Raw genomic sequence first — 20,652 nt, forward strand, 5'->3', positions numbered from 1 at the left:
TATATTATTTTTTGAATCTGTCATCCCGCGACTTGATCGTGGGATCTAGTTTAAAATACTAAAATTATTAGTACTTTAAGTTGTTTTTAAATACCGTGGTCAAGCCGCAGTATGACACCTAGTATACTTTTATTGTATTACCTACCATACTAACCCAAAAAAAAGTAGTAGTATGCCCTAAAACTACCGCCTTATGTTTATCTAATGAAGAGTCATAATGCTGCTTCGTCTCATTTATAAAATTACTGCAATTATTATGGTAAGTACCTTTTGAAGCACCCTTATAACTCTGATAAGATGAAGTTTCATAATGTTCCTTCTCTAAGGTAATAGTAAATATTGTTTATTAGCATTAATACTTTATCTATTATATAATTAGCTGCCTACCAAAATGCGGCAAAACCGCCACCAATACTTAAAGTGTCTTCTTCTGTTTCACAAGTTATAATCCTAGGATAACAGAGGTTTGCTATACTATCTAGACTTAGATTTAAATCTGACTCTGAATCTAGCACGTCTATTTTTTTCTATTAGTCATAACAATCCCCTTTTAGTGACTAATTAATTAAACTTTTTGTATAACTTGCGTCTAAGGGTAAATTTGTATGTCAATCCGGTACTCACATCCTTACGTATTTTTATGTACGCTGCGGTGGCAAGTGTTTCCATGTTTTCTTCAAATTCTTTCTTATTAGCTACATTATGCAATAAGTCTATTGTAGGCTCAGTAATTTAAAAAAATCAATTAGCTACTAATAGACTGGCTGTAATAAATTTTAACCGGTAATTTAATTTTTGTTGCTGTAAATTATAAGATTTTTTTGAAATAGGAACTGCTATTTCTCCAAAAATCTTCAATTATGAATGAAAATTTATTACAGATAGACTATTAAATAGTGCGCCTGATTTTATACCTGAAGTCAATAAATGGTATTAATAAATTAATGCATGAAAATATCAATTTCATTCCAACCGATAAGGTCTAAATTAGCTCTTATCGGTAAAAAACGGAAAATATCTTGGGCAAGTTCATACCTATTTTCTTTAAGTAGCATTTTTTGTAAAATATCTTTTAACTGATGCAAATAAAGCACATCTTTTGCTGCATATTCTTTTTGTTCTGAAGATAAATTATCCGCACCCCAATAGGAAGATTGTTGTTGTTTTGAAATATTTATATTAAGCAATTCTCGGCACAAATCCTTAAGCCCATGACTATCGGTATAAGTTCTAACTAGTTTTGAAGATATTTTAGTACAAAAGATATTTTCTAAATCTATACTTAAATATTTTTTTATGGATGCTAGATCAAATCTAGCAAAATGAAATATCTTACATCTAGTTTTATCTAGTAATAATGCTTTTACATTAGGAGCTGTATAATCTTGATTTGTAAAATGCACAAGATGAGCTTCACCATTGCCGTTACTAAATTGTAGCAAACATAGTTTATCTCTATGGAGATTTAGTCCCATTGTTTCGGTATCTATAGCTAGATCTCCTTCAAGTGTAAAATTATTAGGTAGGTCGTTTTGATAAATTTTTATAGTCATAAATGATTTTTAATTCCTTTGAATCAATAATGTTGTTGTGCGGATCGAAAAACGCGTTCTGTGTCATACCGTGGCTTGACCACGGTATAAAAAAAATTACAAAAGACTGGATCCCGCGATCAAGTCGCGGGATGACAACAAAGTTTTGTTATTGGTGATTAAACACCTGCTCATTTGGAGCAGCTACTCCTAAAACTTTCTTTGCTTGTTCTTCTAACATATCTTTATTTAGAGATTCCGTTCGCAGTAATTTGACGTTATGCTCAAGTTCTACTCTTTCTGCTCGTAAGCCTTTTAGTTCATCATAAGCTTTTTCAAGCTGCCTATTTACTTTTAAATATGCAATAATCCCTTTGTTACCATATATGCAATGAAAAACAAAATATCCAAGCAGTAAAGCTAAAAAGATATTTAAAATTATTTTTTTAGAATGATTATTTAAATGTATTATCATAAATATATATTCATAAGAAATAATATCAGAGCGGTTAAAATAATACTATCAAATCTGTCTAGCACTCCTCCATGACCGGGTATTATATGACCGCTATCTTTAATATTAAATTTTCGCTTAAAATATGAAATAAATAAATCACTTAATTGAGCTATTAATGCTAATATACAACTAATTATAAACAAATAAATTTTATTTGCAAAATAGTAATTTTCAATATGAAAGTTTGGTATAAAACTAACTAATACCGCAACTAAACCTGCTGATAATACTCCCGTCACTAAACCGCTCCAGGTTTTGTTAGGACTAAGTTTCGGAGCAAGTTTTGCTCCTTTAAAAGTTTTGCCGCCAATCATAGCGAAAGTATCTACCGACCACATTATGCAAAAATAAAGCATAATAAGCCATCTATTGGTATCTTCCATACTTAAAAATATTAATAGGCTTATAGGAATCGGAATAATAATTAGCCCGATTAATAGATCAGGAATAGAAGAGTAGGTCATATTATACCATTCACTTAACATTCCCGTACCTACTAATATCATTAGAATATAGAATAAAGGCTTACACCATAATATAGCTATGACAAATAACGGAACTAAAACTATACCGGACAGGATTCTTAAATATATGTTTGATTTTTGTTTATCTTTTACCAAATGTTCTTTTCCTTTTTGAGTAATCATTTATAGCTTCTTGTATATCATATTTATTAAAATCAGGCCAATATTTGGGTGAGAAATATAATTCAGCATAAGCTGCTTGCCAAAGCAAGAAATTACTGATGCGATAAACCCCGCCCGGTCTTATTAATAAATCTACATCCGGCATTTCAGGATCATATAAAGCGTGTTGTATATCGCTGTCACTTACTGCTTTTTTACCGCTTGTAATAATTTTTGTGCAGGCATCAACTATTTCTTGACGACTTCCATAACTAAAAGCTATACAAAGCGTTATTTTATTATTATTTTTTGTTAATTCTATAGCATTATTTATTTGTTTTTGCAATGAGCTACTTAATAAAGTCAGCCTACCTATTACTTTTATTTTAACGCCGTTTTTATGTAAATTATTTAATTCGGTTTTTAAATAAATACTTAATAATTTTATTAGGAAATCTACTTCCGTGCTTGAGCGTTGCCAATTTTCGGAAGAGAAAGTATATAAAGTTATATAAGGTATGTTAAGGTTAAGAAACTCAGGCAGTAATTCACGAATTTTATCGGCTCCTGCTTTATGCCCTTCAGATTTTGTTAAGTTATGCTGATCTGCCCAACGAGCATTACCGTCCATTATTATTGCTAAATGTTTTATGTTAGTCATTATTTTATATTTTAGATGTTGCTGCATGGATCGATTTTTCCGTCATTGCAAGCGACTAAAAGGAGCGTGGCAATCTCATGAAACAATATAAAATTTCTGAGATTGTCACGCCCTCGGCTTTGCCTATCCTTGTAATGACGATTTGGCATCTACACGGGAATGACATCGGTAGTCATATTTTAGGTATTTCGATTCTTACCGATAGCCCGCCTAAATCCTTGCTATCTTCTAAATAAATAGAGCCTTTATGATCGTTTATTATTTCTTTAGTAATAGCAAGCCCAAGCCCTACGTTACTTGCATTATCAAGCTGTCTTGCTTTATCTGATCTATAAAACGGTTTAAATACAAGGTGTGTTTCCGTATCATCTATACCGGGACCGTTATCCTCAATAATTATAGCTACGGTAGATGAATTATCTTTTGAGGATATCTTAATTTTAGTTCCATATTTTATAGCGTTACCGATTAAATTAGACAAGGCTCTTTCAAAAGAATGCGGCTTAATGCATACTTCTAGTTTATCTAAATTAGTAGATTTTATAAATTCAATATTTACATGTGACCATTTGTTAAAAAAACGTTCCATCCAAGGTAATAATAAAATGTCTTCAAATTCTTCTGTACTTTCACCTTTAGCAAAATCTAAATAAGAATTTATCATTTGCTGCATAGTTAATATATCTTGTTTTAACCCTTCGATTTCTTCGCTTTCTTCCATCAATTCAAGTTGTAGCTTCATTCTTGTTAAAGGAGTTCTCAGGTCATGAGAAATCATAGCAAGCATAGTGGTTTTTTTAGTAATTTGTTTTTCAATACGAGCTTTCATTTTTAAAAAAGCAAGCCCTGCTTTTCTTATTTCTAAGGCTCCTGAAGGTTTGAAATTTTTGCCTTTTAAAACACCTCGACCAAATTTATCCATGCTATCCGCAAGGGTGAGTATTGATTTAATTTGATTTTTGGAGAAAATAATAGAAACAGAAAGTAATATAACAGTTAAAGATATAATCCATAAAACAAATATATATACTGTAGGATTAAGTAGTAACTTTGCAGGAAAAGTAATATATAATACTCCATCTTTTAATTCTAAAAATACTTCAATTTTATTTTCCTTATTTAGTTTAACTATATTTTTTTCATGGATTTTTGTAGCTAAAATATTTTTGAATATAGTTAAAGGTTCACCTAATTTAGGCTGTTTTATAGATAACTTTTTATTAAGCTGAAACTGATAAGATAAATTAAGATAATTTTCCGATAAATGGGTTATCTCTCTTGAATTATTTCTATGTTCTTTAATCAATGATTCTATTTCATTGATAATAATAGTACTAGTATAATATGACACATTATACCAATGACGATCGTAAAACAAAAATATAGCAACGATTTGTCCTATTAAAATCGGAATGATTATAATAAACATAAACCGTACAAATAATGTTCTTGGTAAAGCATATTTCAAAGAGCTTGATACAAGCGAATTTTTCAAGATTCGTCTGTGCTCACGTATTTTTATACGCTGTGTAGGCTCGCTTTTAAATTCATCTTGTCTGAAGCTCTTTGAAATATGCTGTAATAATTTAGATATAAAGTGCATAGCCCTCATTACGCACAGTTTTTAAATATTTCGGCTCTTTTGGGTTGTCTTCTATTTTGCTTCTTATTCTTGTAATTTGTACATCGATAGAACGCATACTAAGCCCTCCCATTATTTTTGACAGTTCAAAACGACTAGTAGATTTACCGGAATTTTTTATTAATATCTCAAGTAATTTTTGTTCAGTAGAGCTAAGAGATACAATTTGATTATTCTTGGTAAATTCTTTTGTATCGGAATTATAAAAATTATTGCCGAATTTAATTATATTCGTTTCTTTTTTAAAGTTATTATAATTATTGATTAAGTTATTTATCCGAAGTAATAATTCTCTCGGTTCAAAAGGTTTAGTTATATAATCAGAGGCACCGGCTTCAAGTCCTTTAACACGGTCATCGGCTTCCGATAAAGCAGTAAGCATAACTATAGGAATATTATTACCGGCATCCCTTATAGTAGTAGCAAAATCAAGCCCTGTTATTTCAGGTAACATAACATCTAAAATAATTAAATCATAATTAGAAGTTTTTAATAGATTTTTAGCTTCTATGACTGAGCTTGCCGTTGATACTAAAAACGCGTTTTTATTTAAAAATTGCTTTAAAAGTGCTAATATTCTGCTATCATCATCAACGATTAAAATATGTGCTTTGTATGTATGCATACTCGTTTAATTTAAAAAAATTGTATTTCACTATTGTCATACCGTGGCTTGACCACGGGATCTTATGTCGTAGGTTGTGTTCTGAGATCCTGCGATCAAGTCGCGGTATGACGTTAAATACTACTGGATTCCCGCTTTCGCAGGAATGACATAGGAACTACGGCCGTATAGCTCATGACGATTGACAATACTTTAATATAAATATAGATTAATGACAATGGTAAAACTAGAGCAAATTTTTTGGCATGTTTGGATTAACGGTGATTTAGTTCCTTATCAATTTGCAAGGATTCATGTTTTGACTCATAGCCTGCATTATTCAGGATCGGTATTTGAGGGTGAGAGAGCTTATAATGGCAAAGTTTTTAAACTAAAAGAACATACGGCAAGATTAATAAAATCAGCAGAAGCATTAGGTTTGAAAGTACCTTATAATGTAGACGAGATAATAAAAGCTCATGAACGTGTAATAAAACAAAATAATATTAAGGATGCATATATAAGACCGCTTATTTGGTGCGGAGATGAGTCGCTAAATATCACTAATCAGTATTTATCTACTAATCTTTTGATTGCCGGTATTCCATCTATGCCGAGGTCTTTTGAGAAAGGTATAAATTTGCATGTAAGCCGCTGGCGTAAAGCAATGCCTGATAGCACCCCGGTACAATCTAAATCCGCTGCTCAATATAATATGGCAATAACGAGTAAAAAAGAAGCTAAGGCTCTTGGCTATGAGGATGCATTATTACTTGATTATGAAGGATATATTGCTGAATGCACTACAACAAATATTTTCTTTGTTAAAGATAAAATATTATATACTCCAATTGCCGATAGGTTTTTAAACGGTATAACAAGACAGACTATTATTGAAATTGCAAAAGATTTAGGTCTAGAAGTAAAAGAAGAGCGTTTAAAATTAGAGCAAATAGAGGATTTTACCGGATGTTTTGTTACAGGCACGGCAATTGAGGTACAAAATATTGATTCTATAGATCTTGGCAATAAAAAGATTATTTTTGATGATCATAAAATTGCAGATCGTTTGAAAGAAGAGTATAGGCGTGTTGTTAGGGAGTAGAAGAAACGTCATTGTGAGGAGGTATTGCCTGTGTATGGATACTGAGTCGTCATTGCGAGCAGTCCTAGACTGCGTGGTAATCCTATGAAATAATAACAAACTCCTGAGATTGCTTAGTCGAATTACTACGTAATTCTGCTCGCAATGATGATTTAATAAGCTAAACAATTAAAATCAAAAAAATCATGCATAACATATTTAAAGGTTTAATTACCGCACTTATAACACCTTTTAAAGATAATAAGTTAGACTTATATGCTTTAGAGAGAATTGTAAAACATCAAATAAAGCATGAAGTCGATGCAATATTAATTGCAGGCTCAACGGGAGAAAGTAGTAGTTTAAGTTTTGAAGAATATAAATTATTACTGCAAACTAGCGTAGAAATCGTTAATAAGTGTATTCCTATAATAAGCGGGTGTTCATCAAATAATACTACTTATGCAAGAGCACTTGCAGCGGAATCTACAAAAATCGGCGTAGATGGTTTTATGGCTAGTCCACCATCTTATGTCAAACCTACCCAACACGGGATTTATAAGCATTTTGAAGCATTGCATGAAGCGTGTAATCTACCTATTATGTTATATTCAGCTCCAACTAGAAGCGGAGTAGATTTTTCTGATGAGACAATATTGAGACTTAGCAAGCTACCGCGTATTTTAGCATTAAAAGATTGTGGTGTAGATTTAGAACGTCCATTGCGGATCAGAGCAACAGTTAAAAAGGATTTCAATATTTTAACCGGTAATGATGAAGTAGTCTTAGCTTTTAACGCTCAAGGTGGGGTGGGGTGGACTTCTGTAGCCTCTAATATTGTTCCTAATATATGTAAAGAGCTATTAGAAAAATGGAATAAGAACGATACTAAAGGAGCATTAGAAATCCATCAGAAATTACTACCTTTATATACAGCATTATTTGTAGAATCTAATCCGATTCCGATAAAATATGCTGCACATTATTTAGGTTTATGTGAAAATGAAATTAGACCCCCATTAACTGAAGCAAGCGATAGTGCCAAAAAACAAATTGAAAACATCATAACATCACTATCTATAAAAATATGACTGAATATAAGAAAGTTATTGCACAAAATAAGAAAGCCCTTTTTCATTATTTTATTGAAGAAAGATTAGAAGCGGGTATTGTATTAAAGGGTAGTGAAGTACGGTCTCTGCGTCAAGGCAAAGCTTCTATAGAAGAAAGTCATGCGGCAGATACCGGACATGAGGTATTTTTGTATAACTGCCATATTGCAGAATATGAAAAAGCGAATAGATTTAATCATGCTACTCGTAGACCACGTAAATTATTGTTGCATACTAAAGAGATAAAGAAAATTATCGGTAGAATTAGAATAAAAGGCTATACGCTAGTAGCTCTTTCTATGTATTTTAATAAAAAAAATAAAGTGAAAGTTGAACTTGGTATTGCTAAAGGTAAGAAATTACATGATAAAAGAGAGTCAATTAAAGAAAAAGACTGGAAAAGAGATCAGAGCAGATTAATAAGACAGAAGTAATGGACTTTGCTACACCGGATGACAAGCCGGCTTTGTTACATAGCTCGTTTTATGTCATTCCCGCGAAAGCGGGAATGACATATAGAATTACTTAGACTTTAGGAAGATATAAAATTTTAAAAAAGGTATTTATGCAGCATATTATAGGTAAAATATTGGTTATATTTATAGTTATAATAGGAGTTTTATTTGTTTTCAAAACAATGAAAACTTATTCTACAAATCCAGTTTCCGTTGAGGTTAAACAAAGCGAAGATGCAAGAAAATGTGAAGAGGCAAGAGTACAAGAAATAATCAAAGATTATTTGCTTAAAACTCCGGAAATAATAATAGAATCAATAGAAGGGTTGCAAAAACGTAAAGTACAGGAAAATGAGACTAAAGTTAATAACTATATAAAAGATAATAAGTTAAGTATTGAAGATAGCACAAGTTTTCCTGTTATAGGAAATAAAGACGGTGATGTAACAATAATTGCTTTTTATGATTACAATTGTTCTTATTGTAAAAAAGGCGATGTTTCTATAAATGAATTATTGCAAAACGATCCAAAAGTTAAAGTTGTATTACGACCGCTTCCTATCCTTGGAGATGTTTCCGAATATCTTGCAAGAATAGTTTTAGCCATTTATAAGGTTAATCCAAGTAAATTCAAAGCTGTTCATGATGAATTAATAAAAATAAGAGATGTTTCTAAGGAATCTATAAAAGAATTATTAACTGAGAATGGCTTAAATGCTACGGAAATTGAAGAAATTGCCGATAGTAATGAGATTAAAGATTTAATTACTCAAAATATGAAAATAGCTAGAAGTCTTAGAATGCAAGGAGTACCTGCGTATATAATCGATTCCAAATTAATACCTGGGTTAATAGATTTGCCACAATTACTAAATATAGTTAAAGAAATTAGGGATAATTAAGAGTCCTTAAGAATTGTTGCGTAGACCAGTAAATGCTTTTTATGTTATTCCCGTGAAAGCATTGTTGCATGGGTACCAAATCATCATTGCGAGGAGCGAAGCGACGTGGCAATTTTGTCAAGCACCCTGAAATTGCTTCGTCAATTACTTACGTAATTTCCTCGCAATGATGACCTTCAGTCTCCACGCAACAAGGCCTAGTAGGAATGACAGCAATTGCTCTTGAATAACTTTAGCCTTTATTTAGTAAATCTAACATAGTTTTACCGATATCGGCAGGGGATCTAGTGATAACTACGCCGGCACTTTGTAGAGCTTCCAGCTTATCTTCGGCACTTCCTGTTCTGCCGACAATAATAGCTCCGGCATGTCCCATTCTTTTACCTGGAGGTGCTGTAATACCTGCAATAAAGCTTACTATAGGTTTCTTGATTTTTGACTGCTTGATAAACTCAGCTGCATCTTCTTCTGCATTACCGCCAATTTCACCGATCATAATAACTGCTTTTGTTTCATCATCTTTCAAAAACATCTCAATACAATCAACAAAATTAGTGCCATTAACAGGATCGCCGCCTATACCGACACACGTAGATTGTCCAAGTCCTACTGCTGTTGTCTGTGCTACTGCTTCATAAGTTAGAGTACCTGATCTTGAAACAATACCTATTGTTCCTCTTTTATGAATATGCCCAGGCATAATACCGATTTTACATTCACCCGGTGTGATAACTCCAGGGCAGTTAGGACCGATTAATCTAGTTTTAGAACCGACTAAAGCACGTTTGACTTTCACCATATCAAGCACTGGAATTCCTTCTGTTATACATACTACTACTTCAATTTCGGCATCGATTGCTTCTAATATCGAATCAGCGGCAAAGCCAGGCGGAACATATATAACGCTTGCATTTGCACCGGTTTTTGCTTTTGCTTCATGTACGGTATTATATACAGGTAAATCAAGGTGAGTATGACCGCCTTTGCCGGGTGTAACACCGCCAACCATGTTAGTGCCGTACGCTATCGCTTGTTCAGAGTGAAAAGTTCCTTGTAAACCAGTAAAACCCTGACAGATAACTTGTGTTTTTTTATTTATTAATATTGCCATGTTAAATAATGTTTATTGTTTTTATTTTACTTTGATGTCCCGCGACTTGATCGCGTGATCCAGTCCTTATTTTAATTTTTTTATGGATACTGTGGTCAAGACACGGTATGACACTGAACTGGTTGTTCGAGCTATACAACAAGGTCAATGCCTGTATAGCTCATGACGGTTATCTACCGTATCGCTTCAACTATTTTATTTGCCGCATCTGCTAAATCATGTGCCGGTATTATTTCTAAACCGGAATTTGATAAAATTTCTTTACCTTTTTCAACGTTTGTACCGGCTAAACGAACTACTAACGGTACTTTTATACCTATGTCTTTTGCAGCGGCAATAATCCCTTCTGCTATAATATCACAACGCATGATACCGCCGAAAATATTAACTAGAATCCCTTGTACTGCTTTATCAGATAAAATTATTTTTAAAGCTTCTTTTACACGCTCACGATCAGCTCCACCACCGACATCCAAGAAATTAGCAGGTGAAGCACCGTAAAGTTTAATAATATCCATAGTGGCCATGGCAAGACCGGCACCGTTAACCATACAACCGATATTACCGTCCATTTTTACATAGCTAAGTCCTGCATTCGCTGCTCTAGTTTCTAGAGGATCTTCTTCATCATGATCACGCATTGCCGTAATATTCGGATGCCGCAATAAGCCGTTATCGTCAAAAGTAATTTTTGCATCTAAAGCTAATAAGTTCCCGTCGCTATTTACAATTAATGGGTTGATTTCAATTTGTGCTGCATCGGTTTCAATAAAAGCATTATAGACTGATTTTACTATTTCTTTCATCTGTTTAGCTTGGTTATCCTTAAAGCCTAACTCATAAGCTATGCCTCGCATATGAAAATCTTGTAAACCGGTTGCAGGATCAACGGAAAATTTAATAATTTTTTCCGGAGTTTTTTCTGCTACCTCTTCAATATCAACTCCTCCTTCCGTAGAAGCTATAAAAGTAATACAGCTAGCCGATCTATCAAATACTATACTAAAATAATATTCTTTTAAAATCTCACAACCTGATTCGATATAAAGACGGTTTACTTTTTGTCCTTGAGGTCCTGTTTGATGCGTTACTAAATTAATACCAAACATGTCATGAGCAACTTTTTTGGCTTCTTCTTTACTCTTAACAACCTTAACACCGCCTGCTTTACCTCTACCGCCGGCATGTATTTGTGCTTTAACCACATATACTTCCGTATTTAATTTATCTATGGTTTCATTAATCTTTTCGGTTTTCGTAACAACTAGCCCGGTGGAAGTAGGTACGCCGTATTTTCTTAAAATCTCTTTTGCTTGATATTCATGAATATTCATTTTAAATAATTTATTAAAGTGCTATTAATTTTTATGGATAAGATGCATTTTTAACTTCTCTTACTATGTCTTTATCAAAAGTGCTAAACTTATTAGCACTATTGACTTCTCCTTCTGCAATAATCATATAATCGGCAAAGTCTGCTTTACCTTTAATATATTTCTCAGTAGCTGATATATGTCTTGATGCCCAATGATAAAACTGGAATTATCAATAAGATTAATTACTGCTTCATAAATTTCCTGGCGAGTAAATTTATTTACTTTTAGCACCCATACAAATTTAAGTAATGCATATGATGCAATAAAAATCTTATTAGTGATGTTATGTTTTAAGAAATTTTGAGCTGCTTTACCTTGTATTTCATCATCTTCAAGAAAAGTACGAGTTAAGATATTAGTGTCAATTCCTATCATTTTCGATAACCTCAATACTAATAGCTTCATCTACATCCACCGGACCGTTTTTAGCTTTATGTTTACCTTTACCAAAAAAACTATAGATATCTTTTTTTATAGGAAGCAATTCTAATGGTTCATTTTTTTTGTAGTTAATGATTAACTCAGAGCCTGAATGTAAACCAAGTTTATTTCTTATATATTTAGGTATAACTACCTGTCCTTTCGATGAGATTACTACTCTGGCACTTTTACTCATAATACTAATATAGTAAGTTATCTGATCTTACTTTGTATATAAAACACAATTTATTATATGTCAATAAGTTTATAATGAGGTTACTCATTCAATATCCTTTTAATACGTTATCTTTCCTAATAAAGTGATGATATAATGCAGCTAGTATATCAAAATAATTAAAGCAGTAAATAAGCAGCCTTTTTATAGATTTTTTTTAAAGATTTTGGCAAATTGTAAATCTGGAGCAAAAGAATTTATAGTAAACAAACCATAAAAATCAATATGATGGTTTGATAAGATAGTTATTAGAAAGCCGCTTATCGGCATTAATAACATTAAAAGCTATAGCAAATTTATATTAATATTAGTGGCTTTTTGTGCTAATTCGGCATATCTTCCGGTAGCAAAACATTAGCATTATAGCATTTCCATAAAAGCCTTATTATTACTAAAGATAAAACAACTATACCGGTTGCTTCATGTATCCCGTATAATTGCCCTTTTAAAGGAAGTTCTAAGAAATTATCCATTAAGACACCGACAACGAGCATTACTATAACTATAATGCTCATGATCCAGTGAAAAAGTTTTGCAATTAAGCCGTAAGAATTTTCAGTATTTGTAAGTAGCATGATAGTACTCAAACTTACTTAATGTCATTGTCGCTCTTCTGTGTCATTTTCCTGCGAAAGCAGGAATCTAAAAAACAATAAAAAATACTAAAATTATTAGTATTTTTAACTAGATCCCATGGGCAAGCCACGGGGTGACACCGAGTCACGGTATGACAGTTTCTTCTTAATTCCCAACTGCCGTATCTATAATCTTTTCTGCCTCTGTACCGCTAATTTTTTCTTTATCATTCAGAATGAGATTAGCATTCTTTAAGTCATCTCCTATATGTTCCGCTCTTCCTTTTAAAACCTTAGCTAAAAACTGCTCGGCAAGAGCGTAATATGAGATTCTATTACCGGCTTTTGCAAATCCATGACCTTCATCTTTGTAAAGTGCATAAACTACCGGTATATGCTTTGCTTGCATGCTGTTTACAATCTGTTCTGATTCTGCCTGCACGACTCTCACATCGTGAACACCTTGTGCTATAAATAAAGGCTTTTTGATATTATCAACAAAATTAATCGGTGATCTTTGTCTTAAAAATTCTTTTTCTTCTTCAGTGTCCCAAGGTCCTATACGTGTTTTATATATACTTAACAATGGTGTCATATAAGGAGCTTTAGATTGCACATGAGTTAATAAATTAGACATACCGACAACGTCAATACCGCAAGCAAATACGTCAGGCGTCATGGTAAGACCTACAAGCGTTGCATAACCTCCATAGCTTCCACCCATAATACAAACTTTGTCAGAATCAACTATATTATTCTTAATAGCCCAGTTAACACCATCAATTAAATCGGTGTGCATTTTACCGGCATATTCTAAATTACCGGCGTTTAAGAAATCTTTCCCAAAACCGGTAGAACCACGGTAATTTATACTTAAAACTGCGTAACCACGATTTGCAAGCCACTGATGCTCAGTATTGTATCCCCAGCTATCACGTACCCACGGACCGCCGTGGACATTTAAAATTAGAGGTACTTTTCTATCTGGTATATTATTTTTATCGAGCTTTACATCATTTGGAAAAGTGATATAGCTAACTAAATCAAGCCCGTCACGTGACTTGATAATTATCGGTATCATCTTAGCAAGATTATATTGCTCAAGTTCTTTGCGATTAGTAAATAAAAACTCAGCTTTTTTATTTGTCCTATCATATTTATAATATTTCACCGGTGCATTATCAGCCATATAAGCAACGATCCAAGTTTTATCGTCTAGCGTCCTACTATTAATAATTAAATCACCGCGATCAATAGATTGCAAATATTTAATATCATCTTCAATATCTTTATCTAATATTTTATATGAGACTCTATCATAATCTATAGATACTGCTTGCGGAGTTTGCTTTGTGGGATGAACTGTAAATAAGCTGATATCGGCTTTTGCATCTTCGGCTAATATTTCTTCACTACCTGTAGCTAGTGTTATAGCTTTAAGTGCGGAGGTATTACGATTACGTCCCTCTAGCATATATAAAGTTTCACCGCTAGCATCAAAACCAAGTATGGCAGTGTTAAAAGAATCTTCCATTGATATCTTAGTAAATAACTTTGGTTCTCCGTCTTTTAATTCATAATATTCAACAGCTCCGTCTTTATCTAGTAAGCTACCGAATCTTAAATTTAAATTTTCATCAGTTACATAATCAGTAAATCTATCATTTTTATAAATCAGTTCTTTTTCTAGAGTATCTAGATTTAATTTGTAAATATCAAAATATTCAGGATTACGCTCATTTAAATATATTAATATCTCATTTGGCTTCTTATGACTTGCTCCGGCTATTTTGGCTTTAACTCCTTTTGCAGGAGTAAGTAATTTTGTCTCTTTTGTCTCTATGTTATAGCTATAAATTCGGTCATTTTCATCACCGTTAAAATCTTGGGTATATAAAATATTTTTATTATTATAAGCTTTAGCATAAGACCAAATACCGCGTCCTTTGTCATGGGTTATGGCTTCTGCTTTACTAATATCATCTGAGGGTGCTAGCCAAATGTTTAATACACCGTCTTTCGGTGCAACATATAGAATATATTTGCCGTCGTGGGTTAGAGAAACCCTTGCTTTATCAGGGTTACCGAATAAAACTTTTCTGGGGATTATTTGATTGTTATCCGTTATCGTTTGAAACATAAAAATACCGACACTTATTATTAATATAGTGCCTATAATATAGAAAATTTTACTCATTACTAATAGTTTGTTATTTAGTTTTATAGTCTTTTGATGTCATTCCCACTTCCGCGGACATGACATTCAGGTCATAAAATATAATTGCTACACTCTCTCAATATTGCTTAAAAACCAATCAACTTCTTTGGTATTAGCATTACGTGTAAATGTCCATTCTTCTTTTAAATCTTCGATTTTGTCAACTACATTTTTACCTTGAAATAGTAATTTAATAAATATGTTATTACCGAACATGTAAATTTCTGAATATTTTGCACTTAAAGCCGATGAGTCAAAAAAATCACCATAGGACGGTGTTATTTTTTCAAATTCTTCCAAGTATCTTTTATCTATCAGCTCAGATAATTCTTTAGCATCTTTTTTATAAGCAGCTTCTATAATCATTTGAAAAGCAGTTTTAGCATTATTTATGAATTTAACCGGATCAAAGGAGTAAAGGCGTTTATGGACTTGTTCCATTCCATCTACGACCGCAGTTATATTATGTTCTACTATTATATCTTTAAAAGCTTTAATATCTTGGGCTGTGGGAATATTTTTTTCTTCTTTATTAGATTTAACTATACTGTAAGTTACGTCCTTAATAACCGGTTCGCCAAAATAAGATTTTTGCTTTGTCTGTTCCTCTTCTGAAGTAGAACCGAGAGTCGTAATTAATTTGTTGATAATGTAAAAGGCAATAACGGCAAAAATTAATAACTCTATTATTTGAGGAGACATTTTCTATTTATTTTTATTAAAAGATTATTTTTATATTTTAATATAAAAAAATAATCTTTTAAAGTTATTTAATAAAAATAAGGATTTATTTTTATTTGAGTTATACTTAAAATTTAAAAAATAACTAAAATATCTTGATTATTTTAATTATTATGATATTTATCGTTTTGTAAATGATGTTTAAACTCCATCATTGCAAAACATTTATTTATAGCCTTTAGTCCATTTATGCTAGGGGGCTGTTGTACTAAAGCTTAATTTTTAAGCGTTTTTAGTATAACGGATAATTATTGTTTTCAATGATTGCGTTTATCTCCTAGCACCTATCTATTCACTTTTAATTGACGAATGAACTGGCGAGCTGGTAATTCAATTATATAATGCAAAATAGTAGCTATTGTAACCGAAGTAGCAAATTTAAGCCATAAAGGAGTTGGATAAATCCAGTAATATGCTACAAAAAATTCTGTAGTTAAAGCAGAAAGGTATAAAGTATATGAAATTTGATCTAGAAAATATGTTATTGGATTACCGAAAATAAGTTTACTTAATCCTGAATCATTAGATTTTCCAATAATTATTAAGGATGAGCCAACTGCAAGCCACCAAAGTGTTTCTGCATTAATTATAATAAAAATATAAGCAAAAACAGCAATTCCTACAAATGTAATAATATCATAAATAATATAATTAAGTTTCAAAGATTTTATATATTTTGTAATAAAAAATGTTATACAACCAAAAATAAATACACCTAAAAACATTATTAAGCTTTTACCGTAAGCAAATTGTACTCTTTCGTTACTAAATATGGGTCTGCAGCCATTGAAAAGCATAAGGAGCAGAAATTATCCCATAAGATATAAATAACAAGATTATCAATAACTTAATTATTGATAATCTTTGCATCAATGATATTAAAAAAGGAAATAATTAATATGCAAACATTGCCGTACTTATTGCACATGAAGGTTGATTCCAAGATACTAAATCCGTGAACCCCCATGCTTGAATAAGGAACACATTATAAAAGCATAAATAAATGTAATGGATAAACTCTGGCAATACGTGCAAATAAAAAACTTTTATAACTAACGGTATGCGTATAAAATCTAGTATTATATACATAACATAAAATAAAGCCGGATAACACAAAAAATATTACAACCCCAAGACTGCCAAGTCTTGCTATATTTATTCCAATTGAGTTATCTGGCCAAATTATATGTGGCGTGTTAAGAAGGATACCCATAATGCAGTATACCCGCGTAAACCTGTTAATCCTTTTATTTCTTTTAGGTTATCTATTTTGTTATGCCATATTTAAGTTATAACATTACTGATTAAAATATGGCATGATACAATAACCTAAATATTAAAACAATTTATTAATAATAATTTTTTTAATAAATTATTAGATTCCTATATTCAGAGATCTTTTAATAAGTGTGCCACTTTTATAGCATTATCAAATCCGTGATCGTAATGAAATCTTATATCAGGCGAGAATTTCATATGTATTTTATTAGTAATAAAATTTCTGATAGCATTTTTAGAATTATTTAATGCATCCATAATTTCATCTATTGTTAGTTTAGTATTAAAAGGCAAGAAATAACAATTAGCTATTTTGAGATCAGTAGTAACTATAACTTTCGTAATAGTGAGAGGACAATCAAAAAGTCTGCTATCCAGCATTTTGCCACGCCTTAGAATTTCTATTAATGCTTCATTTATAATGCTTGCTAATTTTTGTTGTCTATGAGAATGAGTTTTGGTTAATTTTTTCATGCGTTAAAAAATATATACAATTCTAAGGCATAATAGCATGCTTTTGCCAAACAACCAATACCTAAAAATTTTAGAAATTTTGTTTTAAAAAAACCGGAGAATAAAGAAATAAAGCTTCCCCAAAAAGAAAATGCCATTAAGAAAATTATAAATATCTCATATTTATAATATAGTTTTGTTAAATTTTTATGTCTTAAAATATTTTGTGTATTTTTGGAAGCATAAAAGATATTTAAAACTATTTTTCCAAAAATATAATTGATTGCATTACCGCTAAGAGAAGCACAAATAGCTACTAACAGCATTATTAAATTATTATAGCCTCCGAACATTTTCATAGAATGAAATATTAATTCATTCTGAAAACCTATAACAAGATTTGAGACAAAACTATCAACAAATAATAAACTATATGCTTTAAATTGATTCATGAATGTAATATATTGAATTTTGATTAGGGGTATTAATCGTCATTGCAAGGCAAAACTGTAAGTTTTGACGAAGCAATCTCATGCCAAAATCCTGAGATTGCCATAACCCTTACTATCTAACACCAAAATAAAGTAACTGGCAATGAAAAAGCAAATTATTTATCCTGATTTTATAGCACGAATTTTTTCTACGGCACTTGATTTATCAGTATTTGCCTTTATAGCAATCCCAATATCACAATTTTGTTCTTTTAATTTATTATGGTTGTTCTTTAATGATTATTTCCTTAGCAATAACATTAATCTTCATAATCCCAATGAAATGTTTAACTCGGTTATGAGTCAGGAATTTTATGAATATCTTAAAGCAGGAAATTTTAATAAATATATTTTGTTTAATATTTCAATTTTTGCTACTAATATATTAGTAATAGGCTCATATTTCATAACGCTTTGGTATTATAAAGGTGCAACGCTTAGTAAAATGTTTTTACGTATGAAAATCGTAGATGCCGTAACATTAAATCGTCCGACCTTAAAGCAGTTAATTAAAAGATTTTTAGGGTATATGACTTTTCCTATCGGTATTTTTTTCATACTTTTTTCTTCTAAAAAACAAGCATTACATGATAAAATAGCCGGAACCGTCGTTATTAAGTCTTAAATATACTCCTAAGTAATAGACGAAGTTTAATTTGGAAAAGAGCAAGGAGTATATAAGGCGAAGAGCGGAGCATATACAATTAATAGGTGAGTACCGCAGTGCTTATAATACGATGTAGCTCATTTTTCAAATTAAACGAGTATATTTATGAATGAAACAAATTATAATGATATAGATCAGCTAATTTATCTTTTTTCAAAATTACCCGGTCTTGGTATTAGATCGGCAAGGCGTATAGCGCTTTACCTATTGCAAGATAAAGACGTAAGGTTAAAAAGCCTGATTAATAATCTTGTAGAGATAGATAAGAAAATAGTAAAATGCGAGATTTGCGGTAATATGGATACGGAAAATATTTGCCGTATTTGTTCTTCTGAATATAGAGATAAATCAATTATTGCTATTGTCGAAACTGTGGCTGAATTATGGGCAATGGAGCGTAGCGGTAATTTTAAAGGTTTATATCATGTACTCGGTCATAATTTATCGGCAGCTAGTAGACAAAACCCTAGCATACTTCGGTTACCTGAACTACTTACAAGATGTTTTGCAGAAAATATTAAAGAAGTTATTATTGCTACTAATTCTACTTTAGAAGGTCAGACTACTGCTTATTTTATTACAGAATATTTAAAAGAGCATCCTGCTAAAATTTCTCGCCTTGCTAGCGGTATACCTATCGGAGGTGAACTTGATTATTTAGACGAGGGTACCGTATCTGCCGCTATTAACCTACGCCAACCTTTTGAGTAAAAATTAATAATTTTATTAAAGTTATAGTGAACCTTGATGAAATTCTAGATGATGTTCGCCGGCGAATTTTATTACATCATTATGATTTCCTTGATGATCAAAATGTATCAGTAATTAACCTTGTTCGTTTGAATGTAATATATTTGTGAATAAACGCTGGTCACCATCAATTTTAATGTCAACTACTTTTTTACCGATAAATTTAACGCCGTTATCCCCCTGTTGTCTATATATTATATCTTTCTTTAAGGCATTTATAAATTTATCACATTGATTCGTATCTAATCTCAATGGCTTCCTGATTTTTATTATCATATTGTAAAATTTCCTCAACTTTCTTTAACCCTAAGTTGTATTTCTTAATTGCGATTAAACAAGTGATAATCTTATTAATTTTTTCTATAGCTTGTGCTTGTACAAAATTAATGTTGCTAACAAGAGCTTCGATATGAATTTGGTTAATATATTCTTCAGGATTGAATAAAAATTCTATTGCCTGGAAGATATTACTGAGATATGGAGTTATTTTATTTTTAGGTATTTTTTGTATAAATTGTTTAGCTAATTCATATTACTTTGGTATATCAGGCTGTTGTAGATAGTAATATAACACCACTCATAGAGTTGCTCATTTCGATTCACTCATCCTTTAGGTTTTCTTCATGCACAATTTTCTCAGCAGCAGAATATTGATTGTATTTGGCAATATATTGAAAACATCGAAACTGTTCTTGACTATCTTTAGATAAATTGTCTTGATTAATTAGATTTAATTTAGCTTCAGCAATTTCAGCTAAATTAAAACTCATTGCTGTCAAAATTTTGATATCTGTAGGAGCATTTTTGATTAAATTTGTTGTTGCTGTTGCCCTTTCGTTAAGTAAATAAATATTAAATAAGCTATAGCTTGATGAAGCGCTATCGTTTGGTCGATCCTTTAAAATGCGTAATAATTGTTCTTCGTCTAATGATAATTTTCCTTTATTATTATAGGCTACTGATAGATTATAACGGAAAAATAGATGAATTTACTTTCCTGTTTTTGCTCATTGTTTACTAGATTCGCTGGTCGTGGTGCAGGTAATGTTATTATTTCATCATATTTTTTGGTAGCAAGCAATATTTCAGAAAAAGAGCCTAGAATAGCAAAATCTTCTATATTTGCTAATTGTTTAATAATATCAGGTTGAAATTCAGGTTTTACAAATAATAATATTTAGATATTTTTGATACCATTCTCC

Annotated in this window: 25 protein-coding genes and 1 pseudogene; 7 read left to right on the forward strand and 19 right to left on the reverse strand. The window is 31.4% G+C overall.

The annotated features are described in order from the left end of the window. Window positions 1-941: 941 nt before the first annotated feature. The 6 genes from BTU51_RS03380 to BTU51_RS03405 all read right to left on the reverse strand — a co-directional run bounded on the left by BTU51_RS03380 (window position 942) and on the right by BTU51_RS03405 (window position 5,603). Window positions 942-1,553, reverse strand: a complete 612-nt coding sequence (locus tag BTU51_RS03380) for a ribonuclease D (RefSeq protein ID WP_012150780.1) — start codon at window positions 1,551-1,553, stop codon at window positions 942-944. A gap of 148 nt (window positions 1,554-1,701) precedes the next feature. Further along, complete coding sequence (locus BTU51_RS03385; protein ID WP_012150781.1) at window positions 1,702-2,007, reverse strand: FtsB family cell division protein; 306 nt, start codon at window positions 2,005-2,007, stop codon at window positions 1,702-1,704. Continuing rightward, window positions 2,004-2,696, reverse strand: a complete 693-nt coding sequence (locus BTU51_RS03390; RefSeq protein WP_014362473.1) for a phosphatidate cytidylyltransferase — start codon at window positions 2,694-2,696, stop codon at window positions 2,004-2,006. The genes BTU51_RS03385 and BTU51_RS03390 overlap by 4 nt, the downstream gene beginning before the upstream one ends. Beyond that, a complete protein-coding gene (uppS, locus tag BTU51_RS03395; RefSeq protein WP_010977222.1) occupies window positions 2,656-3,363 on the reverse strand; it encodes a polyprenyl diphosphate synthase in 708 nt (235 codons plus the stop codon). Before uppS ends, BTU51_RS03390 begins: the two co-directional genes overlap by 41 nt. Before the next feature lie 145 nt (window positions 3,364-3,508). Then, window positions 3,509-4,939, reverse strand: a complete 1,431-nt coding sequence (locus BTU51_RS03400) for a palindromic element RPE3 domain-containing protein (RefSeq protein WP_012150783.1) — start codon at window positions 4,937-4,939, stop codon at window positions 3,509-3,511. Next, complete coding sequence (locus BTU51_RS03405; RefSeq protein ID WP_012150784.1) at window positions 4,923-5,603, reverse strand: response regulator transcription factor; 681 nt, start codon at window positions 5,601-5,603, stop codon at window positions 4,923-4,925. The genes BTU51_RS03400 and BTU51_RS03405 overlap by 17 nt, the downstream gene beginning before the upstream one ends. 211 nt (window positions 5,604-5,814) lie before the next feature. Between BTU51_RS03405 and BTU51_RS03410 the strand changes: the two genes are divergently transcribed. From BTU51_RS03410 to BTU51_RS03425, 4 genes are all read left to right on the forward strand, one after another. Continuing rightward, window positions 5,815-6,687, forward strand: a complete 873-nt coding sequence (locus BTU51_RS03410) for a branched-chain amino acid transaminase (protein WP_012150785.1) — start codon at window positions 5,815-5,817, stop codon at window positions 6,685-6,687. A 185-nt stretch (window positions 6,688-6,872) separates the two neighbouring features. Continuing rightward, window positions 6,873-7,757 carry a 4-hydroxy-tetrahydrodipicolinate synthase gene (gene dapA / locus BTU51_RS03415; protein WP_012150786.1) on the forward strand — a complete coding sequence of 295 codons (885 nt, stop codon included), beginning with the start codon at window positions 6,873-6,875 and terminating at the stop codon, window positions 7,755-7,757. Further along, window positions 7,754-8,212: an SsrA-binding protein SmpB gene (smpB, locus tag BTU51_RS03420; protein ID WP_012150787.1), complete on the forward strand. Its 459-nt coding sequence runs from the start codon at window positions 7,754-7,756 to the stop codon at window positions 8,210-8,212. Before dapA ends, smpB begins: the two co-directional genes overlap by 4 nt. Window positions 8,213-8,343: 131 nt before the next feature. Beyond that, window positions 8,344-9,135 (forward strand): DsbA family protein, encoded by a 792-nt coding sequence (locus tag BTU51_RS03425; protein ID WP_012150788.1) that lies wholly within the window; start codon window positions 8,344-8,346, stop codon window positions 9,133-9,135. 232 nt (window positions 9,136-9,367) lie between these two features. Here the strand turns inward: BTU51_RS03425 and sucD are convergent, their stop codons facing one another. The 11 genes and pseudogenes from sucD to BTU51_RS03485 all read right to left on the reverse strand — a co-directional run bounded on the left by sucD (window position 9,368) and on the right by BTU51_RS03485 (window position 17,994). Next, window positions 9,368-10,246, reverse strand: coding sequence for a succinate--CoA ligase subunit alpha (gene sucD, locus BTU51_RS03430; protein WP_012150789.1), 879 nt, complete (start codon window positions 10,244-10,246; stop codon window positions 9,368-9,370). Between the two features lie 173 nt (window positions 10,247-10,419). Continuing rightward, entirely contained in the window at window positions 10,420-11,580 is a 1,161-nt protein-coding gene (gene sucC / locus BTU51_RS03435; protein WP_012150790.1) for an ADP-forming succinate--CoA ligase subunit beta, read from the reverse strand. A 31-nt stretch (window positions 11,581-11,611) separates the two neighbouring features. Beyond that, window positions 11,612-11,997 (reverse strand): annotated as a pseudogene (locus tag BTU51_RS03440) (PIN domain-containing protein). Further along, window positions 11,984-12,238, reverse strand: coding sequence for an AbrB/MazE/SpoVT family DNA-binding domain-containing protein (locus tag BTU51_RS03445; protein ID WP_012150793.1), 255 nt, complete (start codon window positions 12,236-12,238; stop codon window positions 11,984-11,986). Before BTU51_RS03445 ends, BTU51_RS03440 begins: the two are co-directional and overlap by 14 nt. Before the next feature lie 362 nt (window positions 12,239-12,600). Then, entirely contained in the window at window positions 12,601-12,852 is a 252-nt protein-coding gene (locus BTU51_RS03455; RefSeq protein WP_012150795.1) for a cytochrome b, read from the reverse strand. Between the two features lie 166 nt (window positions 12,853-13,018). Then, the gene (locus tag BTU51_RS03460) at window positions 13,019-15,049 is read right to left on the reverse strand and encodes a S9 family peptidase (RefSeq protein WP_012150796.1); all 2,031 of its coding nucleotides are present in this window, start codon (window positions 15,047-15,049) and stop codon (window positions 13,019-13,021) included. Window positions 15,050-15,136: 87 nt separating this feature from the next. After that, window positions 15,137-15,772 carry a Tim44 domain-containing protein gene (locus BTU51_RS03465; protein WP_004995740.1) on the reverse strand — a complete coding sequence of 212 codons (636 nt, stop codon included), beginning with the start codon at window positions 15,770-15,772 and terminating at the stop codon, window positions 15,137-15,139. A gap of 323 nt (window positions 15,773-16,095) precedes the next feature. After that, complete coding sequence (locus tag BTU51_RS03470) at window positions 16,096-16,608, reverse strand: hypothetical protein (protein ID WP_012150797.1); 513 nt, start codon at window positions 16,606-16,608, stop codon at window positions 16,096-16,098. A gap of 188 nt (window positions 16,609-16,796) precedes the next feature. Further along, on the reverse strand, window positions 16,797-17,024 hold the full coding sequence (locus tag BTU51_RS09955; protein ID WP_012150798.1) for an acyltransferase family protein: 228 nt from the start codon (window positions 17,022-17,024) through the stop codon (window positions 16,797-16,799). Between the two features lie 176 nt (window positions 17,025-17,200). Next, entirely contained in the window at window positions 17,201-17,563 is a 363-nt protein-coding gene (gene rbfA / locus BTU51_RS03480) for a 30S ribosome-binding factor RbfA (protein WP_012150799.1), read from the reverse strand. Then, the gene (locus BTU51_RS03485) at window positions 17,560-17,994 is read right to left on the reverse strand and encodes a YqaA family protein (RefSeq protein ID WP_012150800.1); all 435 of its coding nucleotides are present in this window, start codon (window positions 17,992-17,994) and stop codon (window positions 17,560-17,562) included. The genes rbfA and BTU51_RS03485 overlap by 4 nt, the downstream gene beginning before the upstream one ends. A gap of 142 nt (window positions 17,995-18,136) precedes the next feature. Between BTU51_RS03485 and BTU51_RS03490 the strand changes: the two genes are divergently transcribed. Together BTU51_RS03490 and recR are read left to right on the forward strand one after the other, a co-directional pair. Further along, the gene (locus tag BTU51_RS03490) at window positions 18,137-18,658 is read left to right on the forward strand and encodes an RDD family protein (RefSeq protein ID WP_004995736.1); all 522 of its coding nucleotides are present in this window, start codon (window positions 18,137-18,139) and stop codon (window positions 18,656-18,658) included. A 147-nt stretch (window positions 18,659-18,805) separates the two neighbouring features. Next, the gene (gene recR / locus BTU51_RS03495) at window positions 18,806-19,411 is read left to right on the forward strand and encodes a recombination mediator RecR (RefSeq protein ID WP_012150801.1); all 606 of its coding nucleotides are present in this window, start codon (window positions 18,806-18,808) and stop codon (window positions 19,409-19,411) included. A 114-nt stretch (window positions 19,412-19,525) separates the two neighbouring features. Here recR and BTU51_RS03500 read toward each other — a convergent pair whose 3' ends face one another. Next, the gene (locus BTU51_RS03500; RefSeq protein WP_230453530.1) at window positions 19,526-19,702 is read right to left on the reverse strand and encodes a hypothetical protein; all 177 of its coding nucleotides are present in this window, start codon (window positions 19,700-19,702) and stop codon (window positions 19,526-19,528) included. A gap of 347 nt (window positions 19,703-20,049) precedes the next feature. Then, window positions 20,050-20,229 (reverse strand): hypothetical protein, encoded by a 180-nt coding sequence (locus BTU51_RS08550; RefSeq protein ID WP_012262383.1) that lies wholly within the window; start codon window positions 20,227-20,229, stop codon window positions 20,050-20,052. A 204-nt stretch (window positions 20,230-20,433) separates the two neighbouring features. On the opposite strand from BTU51_RS08550, the gene BTU51_RS08555 reads away from it, so the two are divergent. Then, window positions 20,434-20,601 carry a hypothetical protein gene (locus tag BTU51_RS08555; RefSeq protein ID WP_012150804.1) on the forward strand — a complete coding sequence of 56 codons (168 nt, stop codon included), beginning with the start codon at window positions 20,434-20,436 and terminating at the stop codon, window positions 20,599-20,601. Window positions 20,602-20,652: the final 51 nt, after the last annotated feature.

Source organism: Rickettsia rickettsii, assembly GCF_001951015.1.
GTDB lineage: Bacteria > Pseudomonadota > Alphaproteobacteria > Rickettsiales > Rickettsiaceae > Rickettsia > Rickettsia rickettsii.

Excerpts from the sequence above, each read along its gene's own strand:
- BTU51_RS03455 (WP_012150795.1), bottom strand. The coding sequence starts at position 12,852 with ATGCTACTTACAAATACTGAAAATTCTTACGGCTTAATTGCAAAACTT.
- BTU51_RS03460 (WP_012150796.1), bottom strand. The coding sequence starts at position 15,049 with ATGAGTAAAATTTTCTATATTATAGGCACTATATTAATAATAAGTGTC.
- BTU51_RS03425 (WP_012150788.1), top strand. The coding sequence starts at position 8,344 with ATGCAGCATATTATAGGTAAAATATTGGTTATATTTATAGTTATAATA.
- BTU51_RS03490 (WP_004995736.1), top strand. The coding sequence starts at position 18,137 with ATGAAAAAGCAAATTATTTATCCTGATTTTATAGCACGAATTTTTTCT.
- BTU51_RS03470 (WP_012150797.1), bottom strand. The coding sequence starts at position 16,608 with ATGCTTTTCAATGGCTGCAGACCCATATTTAGTAACGAAAGAGTACAA.
- rbfA (WP_012150799.1), bottom strand. The coding sequence starts at position 17,563 with ATGAAAAAATTAACCAAAACTCATTCTCATAGACAACAAAAATTAGCA.
- BTU51_RS08555 (WP_012150804.1), top strand. The coding sequence starts at position 20,434 with ATGAATTTACTTTCCTGTTTTTGCTCATTGTTTACTAGATTCGCTGGT.
- BTU51_RS03390 (WP_014362473.1), bottom strand. The coding sequence starts at position 2,696 with ATGATTACTCAAAAAGGAAAAGAACATTTGGTAAAAGATAAACAAAAA.
- BTU51_RS03410 (WP_012150785.1), top strand. The coding sequence starts at position 5,815 with ATGACAATGGTAAAACTAGAGCAAATTTTTTGGCATGTTTGGATTAAC.
- sucC (WP_012150790.1), bottom strand. The coding sequence starts at position 11,580 with ATGAATATTCATGAATATCAAGCAAAAGAGATTTTAAGAAAATACGGC.
- recR (WP_012150801.1), top strand. The coding sequence starts at position 18,806 with ATGAATGAAACAAATTATAATGATATAGATCAGCTAATTTATCTTTTT.
- smpB (WP_012150787.1), top strand. The coding sequence starts at position 7,754 with ATGACTGAATATAAGAAAGTTATTGCACAAAATAAGAAAGCCCTTTTT.
- BTU51_RS03400 (WP_012150783.1), bottom strand. The coding sequence starts at position 4,939 with ATGCACTTTATATCTAAATTATTACAGCATATTTCAAAGAGCTTCAGA.
- BTU51_RS03445 (WP_012150793.1), bottom strand. The coding sequence starts at position 12,238 with ATGAGTAAAAGTGCCAGAGTAGTAATCTCATCGAAAGGACAGGTAGTT.
- BTU51_RS03380 (WP_012150780.1), bottom strand. The coding sequence starts at position 1,553 with ATGACTATAAAAATTTATCAAAACGACCTACCTAATAATTTTACACTT.
- BTU51_RS03385 (WP_012150781.1), bottom strand. The coding sequence starts at position 2,007 with ATGATAATACATTTAAATAATCATTCTAAAAAAATAATTTTAAATATC.
- dapA (WP_012150786.1), top strand. The coding sequence starts at position 6,873 with ATGCATAACATATTTAAAGGTTTAATTACCGCACTTATAACACCTTTT.
- BTU51_RS09955 (WP_012150798.1), bottom strand. The coding sequence starts at position 17,024 with ATGGGTATCCTTCTTAACACGCCACATATAATTTGGCCAGATAACTCA.
- uppS (WP_010977222.1), bottom strand. The coding sequence starts at position 3,363 with ATGCAGCAACATCTAAAATATAAAATAATGACTAACATAAAACATTTA.
- BTU51_RS03485 (WP_012150800.1), bottom strand. The coding sequence starts at position 17,994 with ATGAATCAATTTAAAGCATATAGTTTATTATTTGTTGATAGTTTTGTC.
- BTU51_RS03405 (WP_012150784.1), bottom strand. The coding sequence starts at position 5,603 with ATGCATACATACAAAGCACATATTTTAATCGTTGATGATGATAGCAGA.
- sucD (WP_012150789.1), bottom strand. The coding sequence starts at position 10,246 with ATGGCAATATTAATAAATAAAAAAACACAAGTTATCTGTCAGGGTTTT.
- BTU51_RS03465 (WP_004995740.1), bottom strand. The coding sequence starts at position 15,772 with ATGTCTCCTCAAATAATAGAGTTATTAATTTTTGCCGTTATTGCCTTT.